29 protein-coding genes and 1 pseudogene are annotated in these 26511 nt (G+C 45.6%); 20 read left to right on the plus strand and 10 right to left on the minus strand.

Annotated features, from left to right (window positions below; genetic code table 11):
* Window positions 1-165 precede the first annotated feature (165 nt).
* Window positions 166-348, plus strand: a complete 183-nt coding sequence (locus V7051_RS21195) for a hypothetical protein (protein WP_334181175.1) — start codon at window positions 166-168, stop codon at window positions 346-348.
* A complete protein-coding gene (locus tag V7051_RS21200; protein ID WP_442919686.1) occupies window positions 269-565 on the plus strand; it encodes a transposase in 297 nt (98 codons plus the stop codon). Before V7051_RS21195 ends, V7051_RS21200 begins: the two co-directional genes overlap by 80 nt.
* Before the next feature lie 278 nt (window positions 566-843).
* Here the strand turns inward: V7051_RS21200 and V7051_RS21205 are convergent, their stop codons facing one another.
* The 3 genes from V7051_RS21205 to V7051_RS21215 form a co-directional block, all read right to left on the minus strand.
* A complete protein-coding gene (locus V7051_RS21205) occupies window positions 844-1095 on the minus strand; it encodes a DEAD/DEAH box helicase family protein (protein WP_333878419.1) in 252 nt (83 codons plus the stop codon).
* Between the two features lie 172 nt (window positions 1096-1267).
* The gene (locus V7051_RS21210; protein ID WP_333878421.1) at window positions 1268-1651 is read right to left on the minus strand and encodes a restriction endonuclease; all 384 of its coding nucleotides are present in this window, start codon (window positions 1649-1651) and stop codon (window positions 1268-1270) included.
* Between the two features lie 151 nt (window positions 1652-1802).
* A complete protein-coding gene (locus tag V7051_RS21215; protein ID WP_333878423.1) occupies window positions 1803-2123 on the minus strand; it encodes a hypothetical protein in 321 nt (106 codons plus the stop codon).
* A 271-nt stretch (window positions 2124-2394) separates the two neighbouring features.
* On the opposite strand from V7051_RS21215, the gene accA reads away from it, so the two are divergent.
* The 15 genes from accA (at window position 2395) to truD (ending at window position 15599) form a co-directional block, all read left to right on the plus strand.
* Window positions 2395-3363: an acetyl-CoA carboxylase carboxyl transferase subunit alpha gene (gene accA / locus V7051_RS21220; protein ID WP_333878426.1), complete on the plus strand. Its 969-nt coding sequence runs from the start codon at window positions 2395-2397 to the stop codon at window positions 3361-3363.
* Between the two features lie 61 nt (window positions 3364-3424).
* A complete protein-coding gene (tilS, locus tag V7051_RS21225) occupies window positions 3425-4792 on the plus strand; it encodes a tRNA lysidine(34) synthetase TilS (RefSeq protein ID WP_333878428.1) in 1368 nt (455 codons plus the stop codon).
* 100 nt (window positions 4793-4892) lie between these two features.
* Window positions 4893-6530 carry a CTP synthase gene (locus V7051_RS21230; protein WP_333878429.1) on the plus strand — a complete coding sequence of 546 codons (1638 nt, stop codon included), beginning with the start codon at window positions 4893-4895 and terminating at the stop codon, window positions 6528-6530.
* Between the two features lie 39 nt (window positions 6531-6569).
* On the plus strand, window positions 6570-7403 hold the full coding sequence (kdsA, locus tag V7051_RS21235; protein ID WP_333878431.1) for a 3-deoxy-8-phosphooctulonate synthase: 834 nt from the start codon (window positions 6570-6572) through the stop codon (window positions 7401-7403).
* Window positions 7404-7416: 13 nt separating this feature from the next.
* Window positions 7417-8697 (plus strand): phosphopyruvate hydratase, encoded by a 1281-nt coding sequence (gene eno / locus V7051_RS21240; RefSeq protein WP_333878433.1) that lies wholly within the window; start codon window positions 7417-7419, stop codon window positions 8695-8697.
* Window positions 8698-8754: 57 nt separating this feature from the next.
* The gene (locus tag V7051_RS21245; protein WP_333878435.1) at window positions 8755-9024 is read left to right on the plus strand and encodes a septum formation initiator family protein; all 270 of its coding nucleotides are present in this window, start codon (window positions 8755-8757) and stop codon (window positions 9022-9024) included.
* A 78-nt stretch (window positions 9025-9102) separates the two neighbouring features.
* Window positions 9103-9795, plus strand: coding sequence for a 2-C-methyl-D-erythritol 4-phosphate cytidylyltransferase (ispD, locus tag V7051_RS21250; protein ID WP_333878436.1), 693 nt, complete (start codon window positions 9103-9105; stop codon window positions 9793-9795).
* Window positions 9792-10265: a 2-C-methyl-D-erythritol 2,4-cyclodiphosphate synthase gene (ispF, locus tag V7051_RS21255; protein WP_333878438.1), complete on the plus strand. Its 474-nt coding sequence runs from the start codon at window positions 9792-9794 to the stop codon at window positions 10263-10265. Before ispD ends, ispF begins: the two co-directional genes overlap by 4 nt.
* Before the next feature lie 328 nt (window positions 10266-10593).
* Window positions 10594-11037, plus strand: coding sequence for a DUF4391 domain-containing protein (locus tag V7051_RS21260; protein WP_333878439.1), 444 nt, complete (start codon window positions 10594-10596; stop codon window positions 11035-11037).
* Between the two features lie 64 nt (window positions 11038-11101).
* Window positions 11102-11344, plus strand: a complete 243-nt coding sequence (locus V7051_RS21265; RefSeq protein ID WP_333878441.1) for a hypothetical protein — start codon at window positions 11102-11104, stop codon at window positions 11342-11344.
* A gap of 35 nt (window positions 11345-11379) precedes the next feature.
* Window positions 11380-11601 carry a DUF2281 domain-containing protein gene (locus V7051_RS21270; protein WP_333878443.1) on the plus strand — a complete coding sequence of 74 codons (222 nt, stop codon included), beginning with the start codon at window positions 11380-11382 and terminating at the stop codon, window positions 11599-11601.
* A 104-nt stretch (window positions 11602-11705) separates the two neighbouring features.
* The gene (locus V7051_RS21275; RefSeq protein WP_333878445.1) at window positions 11706-12191 is read left to right on the plus strand and encodes an REP-associated tyrosine transposase; all 486 of its coding nucleotides are present in this window, start codon (window positions 11706-11708) and stop codon (window positions 12189-12191) included.
* A 125-nt stretch (window positions 12192-12316) separates the two neighbouring features.
* Entirely contained in the window at window positions 12317-14152 is a 1836-nt protein-coding gene (locus V7051_RS21280; protein WP_333878447.1) for a site-specific DNA-methyltransferase, read from the plus strand.
* A 25-nt stretch (window positions 14153-14177) separates the two neighbouring features.
* On the plus strand, window positions 14178-14468 hold the full coding sequence (locus tag V7051_RS21285) for a restriction endonuclease (protein WP_333878466.1): 291 nt from the start codon (window positions 14178-14180) through the stop codon (window positions 14466-14468).
* A gap of 111 nt (window positions 14469-14579) precedes the next feature.
* A complete protein-coding gene (truD, locus tag V7051_RS21290; RefSeq protein WP_333878449.1) occupies window positions 14580-15599 on the plus strand; it encodes a tRNA pseudouridine(13) synthase TruD in 1020 nt (339 codons plus the stop codon).
* Window positions 15600-15720: 121 nt separating this feature from the next.
* Here truD and V7051_RS21295 read toward each other — a convergent pair whose 3' ends face one another.
* Window positions 15721-17424, minus strand: coding sequence for a carbamoyltransferase family protein (locus tag V7051_RS21295; RefSeq protein ID WP_333878451.1), 1704 nt, complete (start codon window positions 17422-17424; stop codon window positions 15721-15723).
* A 525-nt stretch (window positions 17425-17949) separates the two neighbouring features.
* On the opposite strand from V7051_RS21295, the gene V7051_RS21300 reads away from it, so the two are divergent.
* Window positions 17950-18537, plus strand: a complete 588-nt coding sequence (locus tag V7051_RS21300) for a hypothetical protein (RefSeq protein ID WP_333878453.1) — start codon at window positions 17950-17952, stop codon at window positions 18535-18537.
* A 73-nt stretch (window positions 18538-18610) separates the two neighbouring features.
* Here the strand turns inward: V7051_RS21300 and V7051_RS21305 are convergent, their stop codons facing one another.
* The 3 genes from V7051_RS21305 to V7051_RS21315 form a co-directional block, all read right to left on the minus strand.
* Window positions 18611-19153, minus strand: coding sequence for an HPF/RaiA family ribosome-associated protein (locus V7051_RS21305; RefSeq protein WP_333878454.1), 543 nt, complete (start codon window positions 19151-19153; stop codon window positions 18611-18613).
* A 55-nt stretch (window positions 19154-19208) separates the two neighbouring features.
* Window positions 19209-19421 (minus strand): cold-shock protein, encoded by a 213-nt coding sequence (locus V7051_RS21310; RefSeq protein ID WP_333878455.1) that lies wholly within the window; start codon window positions 19419-19421, stop codon window positions 19209-19211.
* A gap of 185 nt (window positions 19422-19606) precedes the next feature.
* Complete coding sequence (locus tag V7051_RS21315) at window positions 19607-19810, minus strand: DUF2934 domain-containing protein (RefSeq protein WP_333878456.1); 204 nt, start codon at window positions 19808-19810, stop codon at window positions 19607-19609.
* Between the two features lie 294 nt (window positions 19811-20104).
* On the opposite strand from V7051_RS21315, the gene V7051_RS21320 reads away from it, so the two are divergent.
* Window positions 20105-22495, plus strand: a complete 2391-nt coding sequence (locus tag V7051_RS21320; RefSeq protein ID WP_333878458.1) for a Lon protease family protein — start codon at window positions 20105-20107, stop codon at window positions 22493-22495.
* A gap of 148 nt (window positions 22496-22643) precedes the next feature.
* Here V7051_RS21320 and V7051_RS21325 read toward each other — a convergent pair whose 3' ends face one another.
* The 3 genes from V7051_RS21325 to V7051_RS21335 all read right to left on the minus strand — a co-directional run bounded on the left by V7051_RS21325 (window position 22644) and on the right by V7051_RS21335 (window position 25569).
* Window positions 22644-23591 (minus strand): zinc metalloprotease HtpX, encoded by a 948-nt coding sequence (locus V7051_RS21325; RefSeq protein ID WP_333878460.1) that lies wholly within the window; start codon window positions 23589-23591, stop codon window positions 22644-22646.
* Window positions 23591-24235, minus strand: coding sequence for an MlaC/ttg2D family ABC transporter substrate-binding protein (locus V7051_RS21330; protein WP_333878462.1), 645 nt, complete (start codon window positions 24233-24235; stop codon window positions 23591-23593). Before V7051_RS21330 ends, V7051_RS21325 begins: the two co-directional genes overlap by 1 nt.
* Window positions 24236-24447: 212 nt before the next feature.
* Window positions 24448-25569: an aminotransferase class V-fold PLP-dependent enzyme gene (locus tag V7051_RS21335; RefSeq protein ID WP_333878464.1), complete on the minus strand. Its 1122-nt coding sequence runs from the start codon at window positions 25567-25569 to the stop codon at window positions 24448-24450.
* 466 nt (window positions 25570-26035) lie between these two features.
* Here V7051_RS21335 and V7051_RS21340 point away from each other — a divergent pair.
* Window positions 26036-26511 (plus strand): annotated as a pseudogene (locus V7051_RS21340) (hypothetical protein); the annotation flags it as partial.

The raw sequence follows: 26511 nt of genomic DNA on the forward strand, positions 1-26511 counted from the left end.
TTCACGTCCGGTTCTGTGAGAGCCTCAAGGGGCAGTTCCTTGGGGCTACTCGACCAACGCTTAAGCTGCCGTAGATGTCGACAGTATGCTGGTAGTCGCCACTACACTCACCCAACACACCAACGACAAGCAGCAAGTTGAGCCGATATTGAGTGAACTGAGGCTTTGCAAGACAACTTCGGCAAGCCGGAAACACTACTGGCCGACAACGGCTACTTCAGTAACAATAATATCCAGGCCTGTGTGAAGCAGAAGATTACACCGCTCATTGCCGTGGGCAGAGAAGCCCATCACCTGCCACTGGAGCAACGTCTTATGCCTGATGAGCCGGAACCTGCAAACGGCTGATCCGTTAGTCAAAATGGCCTGGAAACTCAAAACCCAGAGTGGTCGTGTGCTTTATGGTAAGCGCAAAAGCACGGTCGAGCCAGTGTTTGGAATCATTAAACAGGTGTTGGGCTTTCGCCAATTCTCGCTGAGAGGTCTCGAAGCAGTCACGGATGAGTGGAAGTTGGTGACGATGGCCTTCAATTTAAAGCGGATGCATGTGTTGGCGGCAGGATAGTGGAGAAATACCCCGAAATTATTCTTGATTGGGCAGAACAGAGATAAAGTCAACCATTTCAATGTAAAACAAAAATAATCGATTAACGAACCAAAGAATTAATGCCGCCAAAAATACTTATTGGCTAAGCTATGATCAGAAATACCGAGTCCTGTCCGACAGACTCCTAGGTCGAATGCCAGGGTGGAATCACCGGCTTGCGCATCGGCTACTATTGGCGAGGATTGATAGGTGGAGAAGATGACCTTGGTTCCATCCCCTTTTATGAATCGTCTGATTTACTCTACATCTGAAGTGACAGGAAAAGCCAAGTCGGAAACAGAATGGATGGCTTCATCCTCTCCTCGTTTTCCAACGGTTTCGTCTGAACATACACAAATCACATCGAATGGCTGAGTTGTGGCAAATGTCCATTCTCTGAGGGTTTGTGACAACAAGCTTAAATATGGCAACAGCACGAGCGTCCGTTTGGACGCAAGTTCTTCTTTGATCCAAAGTGTGGTGAAGGTCTTGCCTGTTCCACAAGCCATGAGATCAGTTGACAGCGCTCGGCATTTTGAAAATTATCCGCTACCGTGGCGATTGCCTCAAGCTGGTGTGAGCGCGGTTTGGGAGCCTCCTTGCGCTTACCGCTATGAAGGTCATCGTAGCGTGATAGGTATTCAAGCTCTGAATGTTCGAAGTCTGAAAGCAGGAACCTGACTACAGTTTTCTCTTGGGATTCGCAGACCTGTTTGCATTCTTGCCGATCCGGTCCGTGGTGGCAATCAGCAGGCGCTTGTCGATACCCGTGCGGTTGGACTCGCTGAGGAATTTGTCTACATCTTGTTTGGTGATGTCCTGTTTATGTGAGTAGCACTTAGTCTGTACTGCCCACGTTTCGCCATTCTTATGCTGAAAAACAAGATCGACACCGCAATCGATACCCCAGCGCTTGGGGTATTCTTCCCATAGCCATATTTGATCAACCTGCGTTGACCATTCGGGATCATTTTTGAGAAACCATTTAGTAAAGTGTTCAAATTGCTTGCCCCGCTTTAAAGGGTCAACATCCAAGCTTTGGTAGAATTCGAGAAAAGTAGCCACTGATTAGGATTTATTGGTTTTATTATCGGTTGATAATAAAACATCCTTTACATTGTTCGCTGAAATTCTGAGCGTAATTTGGTATTGCGCTTTACGACGCGGAAAAGGAGACAGGTTGCATTACCGATAAAAAGTAACCCCTTTTGTGTTTTTATACTGAGCCAGTAATCTTATCAACTCGCAAAGTATATCGATTGAAAGAACGCCCGTTGTTTTTCTGCTCTTTGCCGTGAAAAGTCACTGTGACTAAATCCCCCAATGCGGCGTTATGTTGTTTCAAGCTGTGTATCAAATAACGATTTAGAGCAACACTCACAAACGAGCCGTTATCATTCTGTAAAAGCATGGTTTTCTGCTCGTCATAGAGTGAGTTTTTAAAAGTGCCGTTACCTTGAATGACGCCGGCAATTGTTTCGCCTGCCGACGGTTGCCAGTAGGTAATTTTGTTTGTTGCTGGTAGGTTTTCAGTCATTTTTTTATCCTGTTTGTTAGTGGGGGGCAGTTGGGTGCAATTGTACTCAGTTCATCTTGATCTTGCTTAATAGCAGTGAACGCAACAGCCATGAAAAGGGAGCGGGGGAGTAGCCAGTTAAGCGCAACATGCTGATCTTGCGTGCCTTTCCTGTCTTTTGTAGATAAACTGCGGTTTTTAGGTCAATTCGAGTCGGTAATTTATTTAGAAAAAATTGCTGAATTTCTATAAAATCACTGATTACTGTAACAACTCTTCAGATCACGTCTACATGGACCTAAAATTTCTCGATTTCGAACAACCCATCGCTGAACTAGAAGCGAAAATTGAAGAACTCCGCAATGTGGAGTTTGACAATAACATTAATATTTCCGATGCGATTAAACAACTGGAAGATCGGAGTCAGGCGCTGACCGAGTCGATTTTTACTAATTTATCCGATTGGCAGATTTCCCAGTTATCCCGTCATCCTGGGCGTCCTTATACGCTGGATTATGTGGAACATATTTTTACCGATTTCCATGAGTTGCATGGTGATCGGGCTTATGCCGATGATCCCGCGGTGATTTGCGGTTTGGCTCGTCTTGAGGGGCAGCCGGTTATGGTGATCGGTCACCAAAAGGGGCGCGATACCAAGGAAAAGATTTATCGCAACTTCGGTATGCCGCGTCCTGAAGGCTATCGCAAAGCGTTGCGCATGATGAAAATGGCTGAGCGTTTCAAAATGCCGGTTATTTGCCTGATTGACACACCGGGAGCTTATCCGGGCATCGGTGCGGAAGAACGCGGTCAGAGCGAAGCTATCGCCAGAAACCTGTTTGAGATGGCCAGACTGAAAACGCCGATTATCTGCACTATTATCGGAGAAGGCGGTTCCGGCGGTGCATTGGCGATCGGTGTAGGCGACCGTTTAATCATGCTGGAATACAGCACTTATTCTGTTATTTCCCCGGAAGGCTGCGCATCCATTCTGTGGAAAAGCGCCGATAAATCGCAATTGGCAGCCGAGGCTATGGGGATTACTTCGGACCGTATCCGCGAACAGGGATTCCTGGATGAAGTCGTCAGGGAGCCTTTAGGCGGCGGGCATAGAGATTTTAAAGCCATTGCTTTCAACTTAAAGGACGCTTTGGTTCGTCATATGAACGACTTGATGCGGCAACCTGTTGATAAGTTAATGGAGAGACGCTACCAACGGATTATGGATTTTGGGGTTTTTGCCGAGGAAGGCGGAAAGTAAACGCCGGTTCAGGGTGGAATGTTCACGTAGCATAGAAGCGGATAAGGACGGGGCGCATCGCATGCGCCTCTACGTGAACAGCATTCTCAAGCAGGATTCCGATCTCGGGATCGAGCGACAAAAGTTCTATGTCGCCTACAGCGGCGGCGTGGATTCTCATGTTTTGCTGCATTGTTGCGCTTCAATAACCCAACTCAAAGATAAACTTACTGCTGTCTACATACACCACGGTTTGCAGGCAGAGGCTGAATTTTGGGCCAAGCATTGTGAAAAAACGGCTAGAGAATTGGGCATCGAGTTTTTAACTCTTCGGGTTAATGCTAAGGCCACGCCGGGAGAAAGCCCTGAAGAAGCCGCCAGAAATGCCCGGTACGCGGCCTTAAAATCGTTAATTAAAACCAATGATGCGTTGCTGCTTGCCCAACACAGGGAAGATCAGCTGGAAACGGTGTTGTTGCAACTGTTTCGCGGCAGCGGCCTGCGCGGGCTTTCAGGAATGCCGGAACGTATCGTTTTCGGAGCCGGTGTGATGCTCAGGCCTTTTCTGGATACGCCCAAACAGGCAATCAGCGATTACGCCGATGCGCATCAATTGAGCTGGGTTGAAGATCCCAGCAATCAGAGCAATGATTACGACCGCAATTTCCTGCGTAATGCGGTTGTGCCGTTGCTAAAACAACGTTGGTCGGCAATCGATAAAACAGTGGCGCGCTCGGCAAAGCATTGTGCGGATGCCCAGGTGCTGGTTGATGAAGTTGCCGATGAGTTATTTGACGCAGTTTTTAATCCGGTAGATAAGACTTTATGTATTAGTCGGCTATCTGAGCATCGCAGCCATCCGCAGCAACTTATTATCAGGCATTGGTTTCGGCATAGGGGATTGAAAATGCCTTCACAGGCTAAGGTCGAACGGATTCTAAGCCAAGTGGTTGCAGCAGCCGGGCATCGTGATCCGATATTGTCGGGGCAGGGCTACAGCATTCGTCGTTATCGGGATAAGCTGTATTGCCTGACCATGTCTGGAACAGATTTGCATTTGCCCGAAGGGCGTCAGGCAGGAAAGCCAGACGAGTCCCAATCATCACCGCAAATCATTATTTGGCCGGGGCAATCGTCGATAAAGATAGGTCAAGACCGGGTATTGTCTTATGTGCTTTCTTCAAAGGGAATATGTCGTGAGCAGTGGCAGCATGCTAAGGTCGAAATAAAATTTCGCAGGGGCGGTGAAAAAATCTGCTTGCCGGGGCGCGATGGGCATCATTCGTTGAAAAACCTGTTTCAGGAAGCGGGCATTCCTCCTTGGGAAAGGGATGTGATGCCGTTGATTTACCTGAATGATACGCTCGCAGCCGTCGGCGATCTTTGGATCAGCGCGGCATTTTACAGTGAGAAAACACAAGGCTGCATCAGCTTGGTCCTGCAAAGTTAAGAATTAAACCCAAAAGACAATGACGAAAAACGCATTGTCGATTAAAATACATTAGTTTTACCTAACTTCATCAGTTATCACTGAAGTCTAAGATTCCTACATGACAAAATACATTTTCATTACCGGAGGCGTTGTTTCGTCTCTTGGCAAAGGCATTGCTGCATCTTCACTTGCCGCTATTCTTGAGTCTCGCGGTCTCAAAGTCACTATGACCAAGCTTGATCCTTATATCAATGTCGATCCGGGCACTATGAGCCCTTTTCAACATGGAGAGGTATTTGTTACTGAAGACGGCACCGAGACCGATCTCGACTTAGGCCATTATGAGCGGTTTCTTAAAACCACTATGGCTAAAAAGAACAGCTTTTCAACGGGACAGGTCTACGAAAGCGTTTTGCGCAAAGAGCGTAAAGGTGAGTATTTAGGCGCGACGGTTCAGGTTATTCCGCATATTACCGATGAAATTAAACGTCGTGTTTATGAAAGCGCCGAAGGTGTCGATGTTGCGTTGATTGAAGTCGGCGGCACGGTAGGTGATATTGAGTCTCTGCCTTTCCTTGAAGCTATCCGGCAGATGCGTTTCGAACTGGGTTCCGATCGGTCGCTGTTTATTCATTTGACGCTGGTGCCGTATATTCGTTCGGCCGGTGAAATAAAAACCAAACCGACCCAGCATTCGGTTAAGGAACTACGGAGCATCGGTATACAGCCGGATATTTTAATTTGCCGATCCGAGCAACCGATCCCGCACAGTGAGCGCCGCAAAATCGCCTTGTTTACCAATGTCGAAGAAAAAGCGGTTATTTCTGCGGTTGACGCCAGTTCTATCTACAAGATTCCATTGTTACTGCATGATCAAGGCCTGGATGACATTGTCGTTAACAAACTGCGGCTGGATGTGCCTCCGGCAGATTTGGCCGAATGGGAAGCTGTTGTTGAAGCGTTGGAGAATTCGGTCAACGAAGCGACTATCGCTATTGTCGGCAAATATGTTGATCACTCCGATGCCTATAAATCGTTGAATGAAGCCTTGATTCATGCCGGTATTCGTACCCGCACCAAGGTTAACATCGTCTATATCGACTCGGAAATAATAGAGGATGAAGGTGTTGCCAAGCTAAAAGGCGTCGATGCGATTCTAGTGCCGGGCGGTTTTGGCGAACGCGGCGTGGAAGGCAAAATTGCCACGGTTAAATATGCGCGGGAAAATAAAATTCCTTATCTGGGTATTTGTCTGGGCATGCAGGTTGCCGTTATTGAATTTGCCCGTGATGTGGCCGGTTTGGAAGGCGCGCACAGCACCGAATTCCTGCCCAAGTCTCCGCATCCCGTTATTGGTTTAATCACCGAATGGATGGCGGACAGCGGCCAGTTGGAAATCCGCGACGAAAATTCCGACTTAGGCGGCTCCATGCGCTTGGGCGGACAACACTGCCGGTTACAATCCGAATCGCTGGCTTTTCGGCTTTATCAGAAAGATGTCATTACCGAAAGACATCGTCATCGTTATGAATTTAACAGCCAATATCTGGAAAAACTGGAACAGTCCGGCATGCGTTTTTCCGGTAAGTCTATTGATGGGCGTTTGGTTGAAGTGATAGAAATACCAGACCATCCCTGGTTTTTGGCTTGCCAGTTTCATCCGGAATTTACCTCAACACCCAGAAAAGGCCATCCGTTGTTTTCTGGATTTGTAGTTGCGGCTTTTGAACATCGCCTGCAAGGACGCAGGAGATAGAGCAATGCAGGAGCAATTGCCGAAAAAAGGAACAGTAAAATGAAATTATGTGGATTTGAAGCAGGCCTGGATCAGCCGTTTTTTTTGATAGCCGGTCCTTGTGTTATTGAAAGTGAACAGTTAGCGCTGGATACTGCGGGTACCTTAAAAGAGTTAACAGCAGCATTAAATATCCCCTTTATCTACAAGTCGTCGTTCGATAAAGCCAACCGCTCATCGCACGAAAGTTATCGCGGTCCCGGCGTAGAGCAGGGGCTTAAAATACTGGAAAAAGTCAAACAACAAATCGGCGTACCGGTGTTGACTGATGTGCATGAAGATACGCCATTAGCCGAAGTCGCAGCAGTGGTTGATGTCATGCAAACGCCTGCGTTTTTGTGTCGGCAAACCAATTTTATTCAGCAGGTTGCTTCTTATGGCATCCCTGTCAATATCAAAAAAGGCCAGTTCCTGGCGCCTTGGGATATGGTGCATGTCGCCAATAAAGCCAAGGCAACCGGAAACGAGCAAATTATGGTCTGCGAGCGCGGCGTATCGTTCGGTTACAACAACCTGGTTTCCGACATGCGCTCATTGGCGGTCATGCGCGACACCGGTTGTCCGGTCGTTTTTGACGCAACGCACTCGGTGCAACTGCCCGGCGGGCAAGGCACAGTATCGGGCGGACAACGCGAATTCGTACCCGTATTAGCCAGAGCCGCCGTTGCAGCCGGCATTGCCGGACTGTTTATGGAAACCCATCCGAACCCTGCGGAAGCAAAAAGTGACGGCCCTAACTCCTGGCCCTTACATAGAATGAAAGAATTACTGGAAATTTTATTAACTATCGATCAGGCTGTAAAAGCGACCAGCCTGATCGAAACAACTCTCTAAATAAGGAAAAATAATGACTGCAATAGTAGATATTCGTGCAAGAGAAATTTTAGATTCACGCGGCAACCCGACTCTGGAAGCGGACGTGATTTTAGCATCAGGCGTGACCGGCAGCGCTATGGTGCCATCCGGCGCATCGACCGGTGAACGCGAAGCGATAGAATTGCGCGACAACGATAAAGGTCGTTATTTAGGCAAAGGCGTATTAACAGCGGTTAACAATGTTAATACAGAACTTCGCGCTGCGATTGTCGGCATGGACGTTGCCGACCAAGAAGGTATCGACAAAAAAATGATCGCACTGGACGGTACTGAAAACAAAGGCCGTTTAGGCGCTAACGCTATTTTGGCGGTATCTTTGGCTGCGGCTCATGCAGCAGCTAAAGAAGCGGGCGTACCTTTATATCGTCACCTGAACACCAGCGGCAAATTCGTTATGCCGGTACCGATGATGAACATCATCAACGGCGGCTCACATGCCGATAACAGCGTTGACCTGCAAGAGTTCATGATTTTGCCTGTTGGCGCACCGACTTTCCGTGAAGCAATCCGTTACGGCGCGGAAGTTTTCCATAACTTGGCGAAAGTTTTAAAAGGCAGAGGCTTGGCAACGACTGTGGGTGACGAAGGCGGTTTTGCACCTAACTTGTCTTCCAACGAAGAAGCTATCGAAGTCATTTTAGAAGCGATCGAAAAAGCGGGTTACAAAGCCGGCGTCGATATTTTCTTAGGTATGGACGCAGCCAGCTCCGAATACTATAAAGACGGCCGTTATGAGTTATCGGCAGAAGGCAGAAGCTTCAATTCAGTTGAAATGAATGATTTCTTTGTTGAATGGGTCAATAAATACCCGATTATTTCTATCGAAGACGGCTTGGATCAAAACGACTGGACCGGCTGGAAAGATCAAACCGAAAAATTGGGCAGCAAAATCCAATTGGTCGGCGACGATTTATTCGTGACCAACCCCGCTACTTTAAAAGAAGGTATTGAAAAAGGCATTGCTAACTCAATCCTGATTAAAGTAAACCAAATCGGTACCTTGACCGAAACCCTAGAAGCGATTAATACTGCGCACGCGGCAGGTTATACAGCGGTTGTGTCGCATCGTTCAGGCGAGACTGAAGACACTACCATTGCTGATTTAGCCGTAGCGACAGGCACAGGACAAATCAAGACCGGTTCTTTAAGCCGTTCTGACCGCGTCGCCAAATACAACCGTCTGATGAAAATTGAAGAAGAATTAGGCGATTTGGCGGTTTATGCAGGTCGTAGCGCGTTTAAAATGCTATAAAAATTAAACTAAGGCTCAAGGTGAAAGTCTTGAGCCTTAGCTTTTGATCCTAAGTCCATGAAAATCCTTATTGCCCTTATTATTCTGTTAATTATCCATTTCCAATACCGGATATGGATTGGCGACGGCAGTATTGCAGAGATCGATGCCTATCAACTGCGTCTTGATGATCTGAAAAAACAAGCTGAAGAAAAAAGAGAGCGTAACGAAGCGCTTTACGCTGAAGTGCTGGATTTGCGTAAAGGACAGGAAGCGATTGAGGAACGGGCTCGGGACGAATTAGGGATGATTAAGGAAGATGAAACGTTTTTTCATGTGCTTGAGTAATTAGGCGAAGGACGAAAGGCAAAAGGTGGCGTTTTTCATCTTTTGCCTTTCGCCCTTTGTCTTTAGCTTTTTTGACTAATGACCCATTCAATAAAATTCTGGGCTATCGTCCCGGCTGCCGGTGTCGGCAAACGCATGCAGGCCGATCGGCCCAAACAATATTTGGAACTTGCCGGTAAAACGGTTATCGAACACACGCTGTTACGCTTGTTGCAGGCTGATGTTTTTACTGCGATTGCCGTTGCGGTTTCCGAAGAAGATCCCTACTGGCCCGATCTGGCAATATCACAACATAAAAATATCATTACCGCTCCGGGCGGAAAAGAGCGGGCGGATTCCGTGCTTTCCGGGTTAAAGACCATCAGGGAGCAAGCCTCCGATGATGACTGGATATTGGTGCATGATGCAGCTAGGCCCTGTATTACAGCGGCCGACATTCATTACCTGATCGACTTGCTGGTTGACGATGATGTAGGTGGAATTCTGGCTTTGGCTTCGCCGGATACCTTAAAACAGGTACAAGGCAATAGCATCATCGGAACGCTGGATAGAAGCCATATCTGGCGGGCATTGACGCCGCAGATGTTTCGTTACGGTATGCTAAAAACCGCACTGGAACAGTCTCAAGGCAATCCGGCGATTACTGACGATGCCAGTGCTCTGGAATTACAAGGCTTGCAGCCGAAAATCGTCGAAGGCCGTCCCGACAATATCAAGATCACCCGTCCGGAAGACCTGGCGCTGGCGCAATTTTATATGGAGCAACAATGATTAGAGTAGGGCAAGGTTACGATGTACACCGTTTCAAAGATGGCGGCGATGTAATACTAGGCGGCGTAAAAATAGATTACGAACAAGGTCTGGAAGCGCATTCCGACGGCGACGTAGTTTTGCATGCGTTGTGTGACGCGATATTAGGCGCGGCAGCCTTGGGCGATATAGGCAAGCATTTTCCCGATACCGATCCCGAATTTAAAGGCGCCGACAGCCGTGTTTTATTGCGCCATGTTTACAAAATTGTGCAGGAAAAAGGTTACAAGCTGGTCAATGCGGATATTACCATCATAGCCCAAGCGCCGAAAATGTCGCCTCATACCGCCGCCATGTGCCGCAATATTGCCGATGATCTGCATGTGGAGATCGACTGCGTCAATGTTAAAGCGACCACCACCGAAAAGCTGGGTTTTGAGGGACGTAAAGAAGGGATTGCGGTACAGGCGATTGTCCTGATCGAAAAATAATCTCTCTCAGTCTATGCTTTTTTCTTAAGCATTCAAGTTGATGTTTTTCGTGATTTCTAAGCTTTCAGATTATTCAATCTTGAGGACAAGAAAAATATCAACAGCAGTTCACCAGCCCAATGAAAGCATGGAAATCATCGCCAACATAAATCACCTGCTCGGTGATAACCTGAAGCAAACTGTCAAGCCAAACTCAAAGCTAAAGATTGCTGCATTGCTTGGTTTATATCGGCCAAAATGGCGACGGTGATTACCGATCACACCGAAGTCAAACGCCTGCTGGACTTAGTGCGTAACGTCTGCAAAGGTCAAAGTCAGCCTATCTCCAATGTTTGTCGGTTGTTTAACTGCATCACAGAAGACGGACGCAACATGCAGGTCTATTCCGATTTTTTACCAGCTCACTTTTGAAGGCCGCATTAAAACAAAGGCTGCCTACAAACGGCCCAACGAGGCCGACACTGGAAAATGGGTAGTCGACGGCTACTTCGAAACCGACTGGCAACCCAGCGATATAGAGCGCTCCGAGTTGCCGATTGCACTGGAGTTGGCCGGGCTTTACGAACAAATGTTAAGACGGCTCCTGCCGCTGCCGTCGCGAGCGGGGGAAACTCTCAAAGCCCAAGTGGAGCGGCTGGGACAGATTTGCATTAAACAAAAAGAATGCCGCAAAATGGAAGCCCGCCTCAATAAAGAAAAGCAATTCAACCGCAAAGTGGAACTCAATGCACAATTGCGCCAACTGAAGCTTGAATTAGCGAATCTCATGTAAATCAAGCTGATTTTGTGTAAAGTACACGTAACGTCATTAATCACCAACGAATAAAGGCAAAAAAATGAACGCAGTTGAGTTTCAAACGACCGTCCATAACGGAGTGATTACCTTACCCAGCAATCAACAATCATGGAACGGTAAGAAAATTAAAGTTATTTTGTTAGATGAAGCCAGCCCTGGCGTAACAGAAATATCAGCTAGTGAATCAACGTCAGAAGCTGATTTTTTTAACTGTGCGGGCATTTGGGAAAACCGTGACGACATCAGTCAGGAATCTATACGCGCTAAGGCATGGCGGCAATGAACAATGAATCAATAGGTAGCCAGAGGTAAGTAACTATGAATATCGCCCAAACCATCTATCAACACGTTAAAAGCATGCCTATGGCTAAGGCCATTGAAGTATTACATTTTGTCGAATTCCTTGAAACGAAACCGGATGTGATCGCCAAGGATAACCAAAACGACGAAGCACTTGAATTTATACAAAGCTTGCCCGTCGGTCAGCGGTCAGACACTGAAATTAACAACGATTTTCAGGCATTGAGAAACGATAATTAAAAAATGGGTGTTGTGGGAGCGGCTTTAGCCGCGATAATCGCGGCTAAAGCCGCTCCCACAAGAAAGCAATTTTATATACATGGTTATTCATTCTGCTGAATTTTATGATTTATGGACAATCGCCTCATAGCAAAGATTTAAGAAAGGGCAGATATTCCCAACATAATCAGACCTATTTAGCCACAACAGTCACTTATCAAAGGCAAAGGGTGTTTGCTGACTTTTGCTTGGGTAGAATCGTTGTACAAGCTTTGCGTCATCAGCACCAACAAGGAAATGTCCATAGTCTGGCGTTTGTGTTGATGCCGGATCACTTGCATTGGTTATTCACCTTGCAAAACGATAACACTTTGGCAGAGGTCATGAAGCATGTTAAAGGCTCTTCATCCTACCTGATACAAAAAAATCGTCGAGAATGCGGTGCGATACATTTACACCAATCCTTGTGGCAAGAGGGCTATCATGACCGCGCATTAAGAAAAGAAGAAGATTTACAACAGATTGCCCGTTATATAGTGGCAAATCCATTAAGAGCGGGATTAGTCGATAAGATAGGCGACTATCCTTTGTGGGATGCGGTGTGGTTGTGAAGCGGGTGAGTTTGTGGAAGAAGTTGTGGGAGTGGCTTCAGCCACGACGACAACCCATGCACAAAATATTGATGTGTTAAAATCGAGGCTAAAGCCTCTCCCACAAAATAGTTACGACCTAAAACATGCAAAAACTGAACCTGCACAGCTCCGATTTCACGCAAGCCAATATTGCCAAACTGGCCGAACTGTTCCCCAACTGTGTGACCGAGGCCCGTGAATCCGACGGAACCTTGAAGAAATCCATCGACTTCGACCAACTGCGGCAAGAGCTTTCCACATCTGTTGTTGAAGGGCCGCAAGAGCGTTATCAACTGAACTGGCCGGGCAAGCGCGAAGCCTTGTTGACCGCTAACGCGCCGATTGCCAAAACCTTGCGGCCTTGCCGGGAAGAAAGCGTCGATTTCGATACGACGCAAAACCTGTTTATCGAAGGCGATAATCTGGATGCGCTGAAACTGTTACAGGAAACCTATCTGGGCAAAGTCAAGATGATCTACATCGACCCGCCGTACAACACCGGCAAGGAATTCATCTACGACGACGATTTTAGTGAAGACACCCAAAGTTATTTCCAGCGTTCCAACCAGAAAGACGAAGCCGGACAGCGCATGGTCGCCAACACCGAAACCAATGGCCGCTTCCATTCCGATTGGCTGAGCATGATGTATCCGCGTTTAAAGCTGGCGCGGAACCTGTTGCGGGACGATGGGGTTATTTTTATTTCGATTGATGATAATGAGCAGGCGAATCTTAAGCGGCTGTGTGATGAGGTTTTTGGGGAAGCCAATTTATTAGCTAATTTCGTTTGGCAATCTAAAGATACCCCTGGAAATGACTCATTTTCTGTTGCTGAAACACATAATCATATTGTTGCTTTTACAAAATCTGGGAGTTTTCGACCAAATTTATTAGTAAGAAGTGACAAACAAATTTCGAATTATAAAAATCCTGATAATGATTCAAGAGGGCCTTGGTTAGCAACACCTCTAACTCGAAGCGAATATCGAGAGCGTGATTATTACCCGCTCAGGAATTTAGCGGGACAGGATGTATTACCACCAAACGGCACTTGCTGGCGGCGTCCAAGAGATGTTCTCGATAAACTGGTTGCTGAAAACCGTATTTGGTGGGGAAAATCTGGTGCATCAACTTTTCCAATGGAAAAGAAATTTTTATCAGAAGCAAAAGAAGGGGTTGTAAATCAAACATGGTGGCCTTACGAATTTGCTGGAAGTACCCGAAACGCCAATTCTGAAATAAAAGAACTTTTTGACGGAGGTCGTCCTTTCGATACGCCCAAGCCAACTCGTCTTATTCAGCGGGTTATGCAAATTTCTACTGATAAAGATGCTTTAATTCTCGACTTCTTCTCCGGCTCCGCCACTACCGCACACGCAGTGATGCAGCTCAACGCCGAAGACAACGGCAAGCGCAAATTCATTATGGTGCAATTGCCCGAAGCCTGCGACGAAAAAAGCGAAGCTTACAAAGCAGGCTATAAGACCATTGCCGAAATCGGCAAAGAACGCATTCGTCGCGCCGGGCAAAAAATCAAGCAGGTGGGAGAGGCTTTAGCCTCGACTGGAGCAGAGAAAGAAGAGCTAGTCGAGGCTAAAGCCTCTCCCACAGCCTCTTCCACACCCACTATCGACATCGGCTTCCGCGTACTGAAAATAGACAGCTCCAACATGAAGGACGTTTACTACACGCCCGACGCGGTGCAGCAAGGCGATCTTGCCGACCAGGTCGATAATATCCGCGAAGGCCGCACTGCCGAAGACTTGCTGTTCCAGGTGCTGCTGGATTGGGGCGTGGATTTAACGCTGCCGATCACCCAGGAAAACATCGCAGGTCTTACCGTGTTGTTCGTCGACAGCAACGCGCTGGCCGCCTGTTTCGATACCGACATTAACGAGACCTTATCGCCATATTTACGATTACGTTTTTACCGACTCTAATATTGAGCGCAATTTCGTTAAAGAGCTGGATACCAGTAAAGAAGTGGTTGTCTATGCCAAACTGCCGCGGGGCTTTTTCATCCCAACCCCTGTAGGTGACTACAACCCGGACTGGGCTATTTCATTCAAAAAGGGCGAGGTAAAACATATCTACTTTATCGCCGAAACCAAAGGCTCGATGTCAGCGATGGAATTAAGAGAAATAGAGCAATGTAAGATCAAATGTGCGAAGAAATTCTTTAACAAAATCACTTCCGGGCAAGTTAAATATGATGTGGTGGACAGCTACGGCAAGTTGATGGAGTTGGTGAAGTAGGCTTGAAGATGTGTCTAACCTTGTGGGAGCGGCGCTTTAGCCGCGCGAGAACGAAGAACGCGGCTAAAGCCGCTCCCACCTCATCCAAATTAATAACTGCAACTTAAGTTTATGCAAAATATTGAAATCCCTGTTTGGCCTTATGTTTATGGTGGGCCATCCGGCTCCGGCAAAATCCGCACTTTACCCGAAGACTTTATCGTGAAGGAAAACCTGTCCTTTGAACCGTCAGGGGCCGGCGAACATGCCTTTTTGCAGATAGAAAAAAAAGGCGAAAATACCGAATATGTGGCCAGGCAATTGTCCAGGTTTGCCAATGTCAGGCAACGCGATGTCAGTTACGCAGGGCTGAAAGACCGGTACGCGGTTACGACTCAATGGTTCAGTGTTTGGTTGCCCGGTAAAGCCGATCCAGACTGGACGGAGTTTGAATCGGACAGCATGAAAGTCCTGCACGCCGTTCGTCATGCCAGAAAACTCAAGCGCGGCGTGTTGTCCGGCAACAGCTTTATATTAGTTATCCGTGATTGGCAGGGAGACCAAGTAAAAACCGTCCAACAATTGGAACTGATTAAAGCCAACGGCATCGCCAATTATTTCGGCTCGCAACGCTTTGGTAATGAGGGGCAAAATGTCAGCAAGGCTTTGGCAATGTTTGAGGGAGCAAAAGTGGGCCGGGAGCAACGCAGCATTTATTTGTCGGCGGTCAGGTCTTATCTGTTCAACCGGATTTTGGCTTATCGGGTAATGCATAATAACTGGAATCAGCCGATTGCAGGCGATACCTATCAATTCGACCTGTCGCACAGCTGTTTTCAGTCGGATCAGCCGGACGATGAAATTATCCGGCGATTGGCCGCCAGAGAAATTCATCCTACCGGCGTATTGTGGGGTAGGGGAGATGCCGATGTGTCAGCGGATGCGCTCGCTATTGAGCAAACTGTTATCGACGAGTATCGGCAACTGGCTCAGGGCTTGATCGCGAGTGGCGTTGACCGGGACAGACGCGCATTAAGGATAAATGTGCAGGATTTACAATGGCGGTTTATTGATGACGGGATGTTGGAGCTTTGTTTTACATTACCGGCTGGTAGCTACGCCACATCGGTGTTGCGGGAAATTATCGTATAAAAGAACACCGCGAAAACACGAAGAAAAATATAAGCTTCGTGTCTCGGCAATTGCTCCTGCATTGCTCTACCTCCTGCATCCATGCAGTCGTTCGTGGTGAATAAAGCTTTTTAACTGCCTTTTACTGAACCGCGCTTACTTTTCTAATTAAAAAAGGCCCTAAAACCAACGCATCCAGATCGGCAGCCTGAAAGGCCCGAATAGCCTCGTCGGCAGTACGAACAATAGGCTCTTCGTGCATATTAAAACTGGTGTTAATGACGCTGGGTACGCCGGTAACGTCATAATATTCTTTAATAATATCGTAATAGTCCGGGTTATCTTCTCTGCGTAGCACTTGGGGACGTGCAGTATTATCGATATGCACGGCGGCGGGAATGTTTCTTTTTGCTATATCGGAAACAGTGTAGGTCAACGTCATAAAACGCGCGGTAATATGATTTTCCTTCCATTCCGGAAAATATTCTTTCGCATGTTCCTGAAGAATAACCGGGGCAAAAGGCATAAATTCGGTGCGGTCGAACTTTTTATTCAACCAATCGTTAATGGTCGGGTCATTACAAGCCGCCATCACGGTGCGGTTACCCAAGGCGCGAGGGCCGTATTCCATTTTGCCGTCTGCACGCGCAATAACTTTGCTGTCAGCCAATAACCTTGCAACGGTTAACGCAAGGTTTTCGGGTTCTTCGTAAGTGATTCCCTGTTTTTCAAGCGCGGCTAACGCAGTGTCGCGGTTAATTTCGGTGCCCAGATAAACCTGCTGATTAAACTGCGGTTCCAAGCCGTGATTTAAGCGTGAATAAACTTCAAATGCGGCACCGGTTGCCAAGCCGCCGTCACCCATATTCGGGTGTACATAAATAGTTTCAATTTCCGGTAATGCCAAAATAAGCTGATTTAATTTTACATTCGAAAATACGCCGCCGGCCAAAGCTAATTTAGTGACCTTTAATTCTTTGACCCGATCTTGTACCCACTTGCAAATCAATTTTTCAGTATAGGCCTGGATTCCGGCTGCTATATCTTCGCGGGACAGATCGGCACACAATTCCCGGATAACCGATTGCCCGAGACTCGCTCCGAATTTTAAAGCAACCCGTACTAATTCAGGATTAAAAAGATCATCCCAATTTTCACTATTGGTATGAGCAAGTAGACGCGATAACAATGGCTCAGGATTACCGAAAGCGGCCAGACCTAATACTTTGCCTTCATGCCTGTTGGCCTTAAAGCCCAGGTAAATAGTAATCGCGGAGTACAATAAACCTATACTGTTGACCTGATGTAGATGGTCTACATGCTGTAGTTTTCCGTGTTCGCCTATCCAAACGGAGCCCCAGGAAAAATCTCCAACGCCGTCCAGGGTAATCACTCCTACACGTTCATTGCCAAAAGGCGAGGCATAATAAGCAGAAGCCGCATGAGCCAAATGATGTTCAACCGTTTGATAAGGCTTTTGCGCCAGAATGCCCAAGGGTTGCTTGCGTCGATGCAGTACGCGACGATAACGCTCAAATTGTTTTTTCCAGAAAAAATTTCTGATTAGAGTATCGGTTTTTCCCGCCTTGGCTATATGCTGATAATAACGATTAAGGTAAGGGATTTGTTGCCAGCGCGATAAATTAGCTTTGGCGACTATATCAATATCTTCAGCCGTCAACCCCGCAATGGCTAAAGCTTCATCAATTGCAGCATGGGGAAACGAGCCGTCATTTTTAATCCTGGAAATACGTTCCAGCTCGACAGACGCAACCAATTTGCCATCAACTAAAATTGAAGCGGCGGAATTATGATGGCAACCATCATTAATACCGAGAATAATCATAAAAAACTCCGAAGAAATTGTTCTTAAGGCGGAAGCTGTAGCAGGGTAGCAATCAGATTACTATCCGCCGGGATGGATATGTCGGGCGAGGGACTTTATCAACAACAGGCATTTTAGCATATTTTGGTTTTTATAATAAACGCGGCCGCTCCTACACAATCAAGTCGTATGGTTTCTGGTGGTCAATACAAATTGAACATGCAATTATCCAGGAAGAAAGTATAGGAAGGGTACTGGTGATTTTGATGGGTATTAATTTATTTACTGATACTTGGGTTTTAAATGCTCTTTTTTAAGTAATTGAAAGTATTGTATTTATCAGTATCAAGAATTACAGAGAAAATATTGTTACTAGCAATCGGGTAGATATTTGGCATTAAATTGAGCCTATGCTTATGCATTAGCGGATAGTGAAATTAATAATTCTTATGGTCAGGAATATGGTTAAATATCAGCGCTAATTGGCTGATTTTTTATATATTATTTAATCTTACACGCCACTTCTTCTTTGAGCCGGAATTAACTATGCCAACACAAATTGAAATATTACTGGATAAAATAAAAAACCTGGAAGATGAATTGGTCGATGAGTTGCAAAAGCAACAGGAAGAGTTTTCCTATGAAATTTCTAAAAGACGTATTTATTTTGAAGAAAAAGTTATTGCTAGGCATAAGCGGCATGTCAAACAATTATTTAGCTATATATCTGATGCAAAAATAAAACATATACTCAGCGTACCTTTTATATGGATATGTATTGTACCTATAGTATTAATGGATATAACTATCAGCTTATATCAGGAAATATGTTTTCCTATTTACGGTATTCCTAAAGTAAAACGGCAGGATTATGTTGTTTTCGACAGGCAATATCTAAATTATCTTAATATTATAGAAAAAATAAATTGCTTTTATTGTAGTTATGCCAATGGACTGTTTGGTTATTTTCAAGAAATAGCCGGTCGCACAGAGCAGTTTTGGTGCCCAATAAAACATGCTAAACGTATTAAAAGTTTACACAGCCGTTATCAGAAATTTATTGATTATGGCGATGCCGAAACATATCGAGTTAAAATTGAAAAAACCCGACATGATTTTAAAGATATAAAATAAAATCAAGTCATGCCGGGGTTATCTCCAGCATATTGACAATTAAAATGTCGGGTATTAAAGGCCAGTATCTATTTTAGGGATAAACAATACTGGCTTGTGGGCCTAGATCTTCAATTTCTTCAATATAACGAATTTTATCGCCAACAAGTAGCGCATCAAATCCACTTCCTGTCACACTGTTTCGGTGGAAATAAATTTCATGCCCGTCTTCAGCCTCAATAAAGCCGTGATTTTTTTCCGGCAATATACGGATTATCGTTCCGGTGCTTTGCAAGTTATGGGTTTTAACTTTACCTTGCTGAATTCGTGCATAGTCTTCCAGTTGCCTTGCCGCTGCGTTAAAGGCATCACGTATAGCTACATAAATATCTTCATGAGCTTGTTTATCGTGATGCTCCCGGCTGGTAACCAACTCTTTATGCGGCGTTGTGATATCAATACGAATATGGTATTGATTACCTTGATGATGGCGTTGGTGCTCGGCCTCCACCGCAACCCTGCAACTCATGATATGTGAATGAAACTTATCCAGTTTACTTGCTTTGTCACGGATTTTAGCCTCTACAGCATCAGAATGAGGGATCCCACGGAAAGTAATTTGTAATGGGATTTGCATATCAGTTACCTTATTGAGGCTAAATACGAGAATGACTTATCTGCTTTTTGCAGCATCAGAGAATAATTAGATCTTCAGCTTGCGGACCTTTTTTTCCCTGCGTTACATTGAATTTTACTTTTTGTCCATCGGATAATGACTTAAACCCTGTGCTGGTAATATTGCTGTAATGTACGAAAACATCAGGACCTTTTTCTTGTTCGATGAAACCAAAGCCTTTGCTTGCATTAAACCATTTAACTGTACCGGTATTTGTTTGTGTAGACATAATTAGAATCCCAAAGAATAGATTTGTTTCAATTAAGTAATGAGTATGTTACTTAATTTTTATTTTCGGTAAATGTTAGCTATTAATAAAATAGTTAACGCTGTTTATTTTGCATAGTTTATTAAGTAGCCATAGTATCTCCGGTCGTATAAAAATATATTTAACATCTTTAACTTAATGAGGGTCTAGTGAGGGATTGTTTTAGCAACTATTTCTTTATATTCTCGTTCTGCCTCGACCCAGTCATCAAATTCATGACCAGGTTCAAAACCCCTGCTTTCTGCCTTGTAGAAAGCAAGTTCAGCAATTTTTGTGTAACAATCCGGGAGATTTATAGGCGTAAAAGACGCTGTTGTGCTTGAATCAGAGCTGTTGGCAGGTCTACTCATTTTTCACTTCACTTATAGCTCAGTTGCTAGATTGGTCTAAGGTTTTATTAATCAGGTATAGAAAAAATTTAACTGTGGACATTGAAACAAAAAAAAATTGATAAAAGAATTAGTGTAAATACTTAGATGTACATCAATTTTTAAATTGCTCTGCATTAATGTTTTTTTAAGTGCCATATTTAAAATAATTCAAAATTAATCATAATCAATTATTATAGGGCATGGTTTTTTACATCAAGGATAGGTGGCGTATATTTAACGCTGCCACATTAATAAACTGAGAGTATATAGCTCATGAAAAATACACCGTTGGTCCCTTCTCAGCTCTATAAGCCATGCAATGTTGAACAGTTAAAATTCAGCTCTACCGACGAACTTGAGGATATTGATATTACTGTAGGGCAGCAACGCGCCGTAGATGCCGTCAAATTGGGTATCCGCATGCATAAAAACGGATACAACATCTTCGCAATGGCGCCTTCCGGCACCGGCAAACTGACGACCGTCAGGCAATTGGTCGAACACGAAGCCAGTCGGCAAGACATTCCTTCGGACTGGTGTTATGTAAACAATTTCAGTCAGCCGGCCAAACCGAAAGCCATTAAATTCATACCGGGACAAGGCAAGGTTTTCAAGCATGATATGGCGCAGCTGATTGACGAGCTGAGCATAGCCATACCGGCGGCGTTTGACGGTGACGAATACCGATCCAGGGCAGGTGAACTTGAAAGCGAATCGCGTCAACGGGAAATAAACGAACTCAGCCGGTTACGTGAAGATGCCGCTAACGCTCATATTCTTCTTACGGAAACTGCGACCGGTTACGCATTCTCCCCGGCAGATGAAAATAACGAAACTATCAGCCCCGAGCAGTTTAATAAGTTTGATAAAGACAAACAGCATGAAATCCAGAAAACCATTTTCGATTTGCAGGAACGCTTGGCAAAGTTGTTGAAAAACTTCCCCATCTGGCGTAAGGAAACCAAGCGCAAATTGCAAGCGCTTAACCGCGAAGTTGCGGAGCAAGCCGTTAATCATTCCATAGATGATCTGATCGAAAAATACGCCAAGCAGGAAGCTGTCCTGAGCTATCTGAACAATGCTCAAAAAGATATTATCGAGCATGTGCTGGATTTTCTTCCTCGCAGCGAAAAGATGTTTCCGTTTATGGAGTTAGCGCAGGAATCCAATCCGCTTAAACGTTATTCCGTGAACCTGATGGTGGACTTTAGCGACAAGAAATCGGCTCCTGTCATTTATGAAGATCATCCGAATTACAGTAATCTCGTTGGCCGTATCGATCATCAGGCTTATATGGGGTCGCTCGTCACCGATTTCACCATGGTCAAACCCGGCGCATTGCATAAAGCCAACGGCGGTTACTTGATTATCGATGCCCGAAAACTGCTGTCTCAACCTTACGCCTGGGATACCCTTAAAAGGACCTTACAGTCCGGTGACATCCGCATTGAATCGCTGGAACGGGCACTCAGTCTGGTTAGCACCACCTCGCTGGAGCCGGAACCCATACCGCTTAATTTAAAATTAATTTTGATGGGCGAGCCGCTGATTTATTATTTGCTGAGCGAATATGACCCGGAGTTTCACGATTTGTTTAAAATCGCAGCCGATTTTGATGAATCGGTTTCCAGGAAAGACAACGATCATGACTACGCGCGCTTGCTGGCGACTATTGCCCGCCGAGAAAAATTGCGTCCGCTAAGCCAAAACGCAGTCGCCAGGGTTATAGAACACAGCTCCAGAATGATCGGCGATGCGGAAAAACTGCTGACTCATCTGCGTAGTATCAAGGACTTGCTAACAGAATCGGACTATTGGGCGGAAAACAACGGACACGAGCAAATTGCCAACAGCGATGTGCAGCAAGCCATTGATCATAAAACGCACCGGCTGGATAAACTCAGGGAAAAGTTGTATGAGAATATCGAGCGAGGCACGGTGTTAATCGATACTGAAGGAAAGGTTGTCGGCCAGGTCAACGGTCTTTCGGTATTGCAGTTGGGCGAATTTAGTTTTGGCCAGCCTTCCCGGATTACCGCAACGACTCGTTTAGGCAGCGGAAAAGTCATGGATATTGAACGTGAAACCAAATTAGGCGGAGCCATTCATTCAAAAGGCGTATTGATATTATCGAGTTTTATTGGCGCCCGCTATTCCCGAAAAACGTCATTCTCGGTAGCGGCCAGTTTGGTGTTTGAGCAATCCTATGGCCATGTCGAGGGTGACAGCGCCTCCCTGGCCGAGCTTTGCGTTATTTTATCGTCGCTTGCCCAGGTGCCGTTACGGCAGGATTTGGCTATCACCGGCTCAGTCAATCAGCTGGGCAATGTGCAGCCGATAGGCGGGGTTAATGAAAAAATTGAAGGCTTTTTCGATATTTGCGCTCAAAAAGGTTTAACCGGCACTCAGGGCGTGATCATTCCCGCCACCAATATTAAACATTTGATGTTGCGTTGGGATGTGGTGCACGCCGCCCAGTCAGGCCAGTTCAGCATCTATGCCGTAACAACCGTTGATGACGCGCTTGAGTTGCTGACCGGAATGGAGGCAGGAACTGTCAACGAGCAGGGCAGTTATCAGCCGGAATCGTTTAACGCTCAGGTTGAAGCCCAGTTATTGCAATTTACCAAGATTAAGAAAGAGTTTGAAGATAAAACCGATTGATTAAATTACGGTTTTTTATATTCGTCTGTTAGGTCTGTGGCAGTTGGTGGTCCCCTGACTTGATCAGGTCAGCCGGGTATTTCAGGCCTCAGCATATTTTTATCGCTGAAGAAAGGCCTTTCACATTATGTAATTTGAATGATATCCGTCAATACCAAAACCCGCCCAAATGCCGACGGGGATTTCTAATCGATTCCTGATAATGGACAGGTATGTCAAATCTGTCATGATTTGAATGTTTCAGAGTTTGTATCGAGGATTCTTTTAAACTTAGCAGCTGTTTTATTCTTTCTTCGGTACTCGGGTGCGTTCTCAGGACTGACGGAATCGATCCTTTATGACCTCGTCCAAATAGAATGTCGAGAATTGAAGATTCATAAACGTCCAGTTTGGCTAATGCCATTGCCAAACCTTCAGGATCGCCGGTTAACAGGACGGCTTGGCGGTCGGCATTAAACTCTTTCATCCGGGATAATGAAAGTTGCAGGAAACTCATAATTGTAGGGGCCACAATCAATACGCCTAAGGCAAGCCAGGAAATCGTAACCAAGCCCAGAAAATATAACGGCAAATTTAAAAAAGTTAACAAAAAACCAGTTAAAGACAAAGTGTTTGTGATCCGGTTCAGGACATCGGCATAAGTCATTACACGCACATCATGATGTTGGATATGACTGATTTCATGCGCCAGTACCGCCATAACTTCCCGCGTAGTCAGCGTATTCAGCAACGCATCGCTAAGACCGATTGCCGAATTTTTCGACGTGCCCACGGAGAACGCATTCATAAGCCGACTGGGCAAGTAGTAAAGCTCGGGTGGTTTCGGTAAGTCGGCGCGAGCGGACAGCTCTTGTGTAATCTGGTAAAGGCCCGGCGCATTACCTGCCGATAGCAATCTGCCCCCGTACATGGAAAAAATGAACGCCGGCGATATGTTCGGGCTGATGACCAGTATCAGGACACCTAAAAACGCCGCCCATAAAATGCCGTCGACCCCTGCCAAAATAAAACCGACCAATGACAAAATGACGCCCATGCATAGAAAAAGCGCCAACGTATGAACGAAGTTTTTTAGTTTGTGGTTAAATTCTGTCATTAGGAATCTTTTGCTGAAAGCGCTTCGGCATTACGTTTAGCCAGCCCATCAATAACAGCGCTTAATGAGCCTTTGGTTTGAATTTCTTCGTTAAAGGTTGAACGGTAATTAGTCACCAGACTGACGCCTTCAATCATAATATCGTAGACTTTCCATTCGCCGTTATTCAGGAACATCCGGTAGTTTACGTTAACAGGTTGAAGGCCGGGTTGCAGAACCTCTGTTTTTACGACGACTTTTGTTGCTTCGTTTGACATTTCAAGCGGCATGAAATGTAGGGTCCAATTGTTATACTCAACAAACGCTCTGGAATAGGTTCTTACTATCAGTGTCTGAAACTCACGTTTAAAGCGATCCTGTTCTGCAGTTGTTGCTGTTTTCCAGTATTTACCCAGAACTAACGGAGCGATTCTATCGAAATCGGTATGCAAAGAAATAACGCCATTGACGAATTGCGTAACTTGAGCAAAATTCTGGGTAAAGGTTTTATCCTGTAGTTTTTTTTGCAATTGTGTCGAAACACTTTGGATGATTTGCTGGGGGGGCTGCAAATCATCGGCGATTACTTGAGTGGTCGATATTAATCCCAGTAATAGCGCAAAAAATAAATCAAATATCAGGTATTGTTTGGTTAGGTTTCGCATAACTATCCGGTTTTTAAATAATCGTATGATTCCATAGTAATCGGATTACTTGGATTTTGCCATAGGATCATGACTTTCAGCTGGCATCATGATGTCGGCAGTTTTAGTGAAGCGCAAGTTGGGTTGATTGCGTATTGACAAACAGCAGCCCGGATGATCAGGTATTAAAGACCGGAAATACCGGCATCATCAATCCGGGCTTAAGTCATTACCTACAGCGAGCCAACTAGTTCAAACGCCCGGTCGACTTCCTCAAAGGTATTATAAAAATGCGGCGAGAAGCGTATGCCGCCGCCGCGCAAAGCACAAACAACGCCGTTTTTCTGCAGATGTTGATATAACGTCTCGTTTGGAACCGTCCGGTGTTTAAAGATAACAATGCCTGATTTAAGCGTGCTTTGTTTGGCGGACAATAAAACTAATTGCCCGTTTTTAGTAATCGCATCCTTTACATAATCGGATTTTTTTAAGACCTGTTCTTCGATTGCGGCCATGTCCGTTTCCAGTAACAAAGACAAGCTGGCGGAAAAAGCATGGATGCCCAGCATATTGGGGCTGCCGCATTCAAAGCGACGGGCCGTGGGATGAACTTCCCACGGCTTGTTTTCGTAATTATGGATGTCTTTCATCATGTGCCAGCCGTACTGGGTCAGCTTTAGTTTGTCTCTGGCTTGGGGCGTGGTGTAAAAAACGCCTAAACCTTCGGGACCGAACATCCACTTATGACCGTCGGCCATCACAAAATCGGCCTGATAAGCCTGTACATCAAACTGCACTGCGCCCAGACTCTGGATTGCGTCGATGCAAAATAAAATACCGCGTTGTTTGCAGAATTCGCCGATTCTTTCCAGGTTCATACGTAGCCCCGAAGCAAATTGTATGGAACTGATCGTCAATAACCGCGTATTGCCGTCGACCAGAGCAAATAAAGCATCCTCAGGCGTATCTGCGCTGTATAGGTCGGCTTGACGAAACTCTACGCCTTGGTCGGACAAGGATTCCCAAGGCAGCCTGTTGGAAGGAAATTCCTCGTTGCTGGATACAATATTGTCGCCGCGCTGCCAGGTTAAACCGTAAGCGACAAAGGATACGGCTTCCGATGTGTTTTTAACCAAGGCAATATCATCAGCGGATGGGGCATTTAATAAAGCCTGCAATTGTGTGCGTAATTCCACTTCCTTGTTTAGCCAGTCCGGATAAAAGTGCGAGCCGTAATGCGTGTTTTGTTCGGCAAACTTGATTACCGCTTCGCCGGTTCTTTTAGGCCAAGGGCCCACGGCGGCATGATTGAGATAAATTAATTTGTCGGTCAAGGGGAATTCAGGGTGTTTCATAGTATCCGTCATAGTTGGTTAAAATAGTATGTCACTTTAAAATGGCATCAATGCGTGATTGTCTGCCATTATCCGAGACAGCTTTGCTTTGGAATGAGTGTGTTTTTAATAACATAAAAAATACACTGTCTGCACTTATTTTATTTTTAGTTTTCGATAGGCTCGATTAAAAGCAGTAGAATCGTCAATTTTGACAGTTGCTGCTGATAACAAAAAACAGTCTGATTAGGCCGTCCAAGGAAATAAACGCTATGATTAAGTCAATTGCTTTGCTCGGTGAATATACGCCAACCTTCCTACCGCATATTTTGACTAATGCGGCCATCAAACATGCTCAAAATTAGCTGAATGCGGAATTGACGGCTGACTGGGTTTCAACTGAAGACATAGACTCAAAGTTGCTTGAATATTATTCGGGCATATGGATTGCGCCGGGAAGCCCCTATAAAAGCATGGAGCTTACGCTATGGGCCATTCGCTATGCCAGGGAAAACAATATATTCCCTGTTTCGGCACTTGTGGCGGATTTCAGCATATGATGATCGAGTATGCCCGGAACGCCCTTGGTTTCAGGGATGCGCAACATGCCGAATATGATCCCTATGCTTCAAATCTGTTCATTTCGCAATTGGCTTGTTCGTTGGCAGGTCGCAAGATGCAGCTTAATTTTGTGCCGGGATCTCGGGTAGCGGCCATCTACGGCGAGTTGTCAGCCGAAGAGAGCTATTATTGCGATTTTGGAGTCAATCCCGATTATATTGACGATTTGAAGCACGGACCGTTGAATATTTCTGGTTCCGATGCCGAGGGTAAAGTTCGCGTCATTGAGCATCCCGATCATCCGTTTTTTATCGGGACGTTGTTTGTGCCGCAGTCACGCTCTACTCAGGCTATTTTTGCCCATCCCCTCGAAAAGGTAAAAATTAGCAAATGCTTATGGAT

The organism is Methylobacter sp. (genome assembly GCF_036845245.1).
Classification (GTDB): domain Bacteria; phylum Pseudomonadota; class Gammaproteobacteria; order Methylococcales; family Methylomonadaceae; genus Methylobacter_A.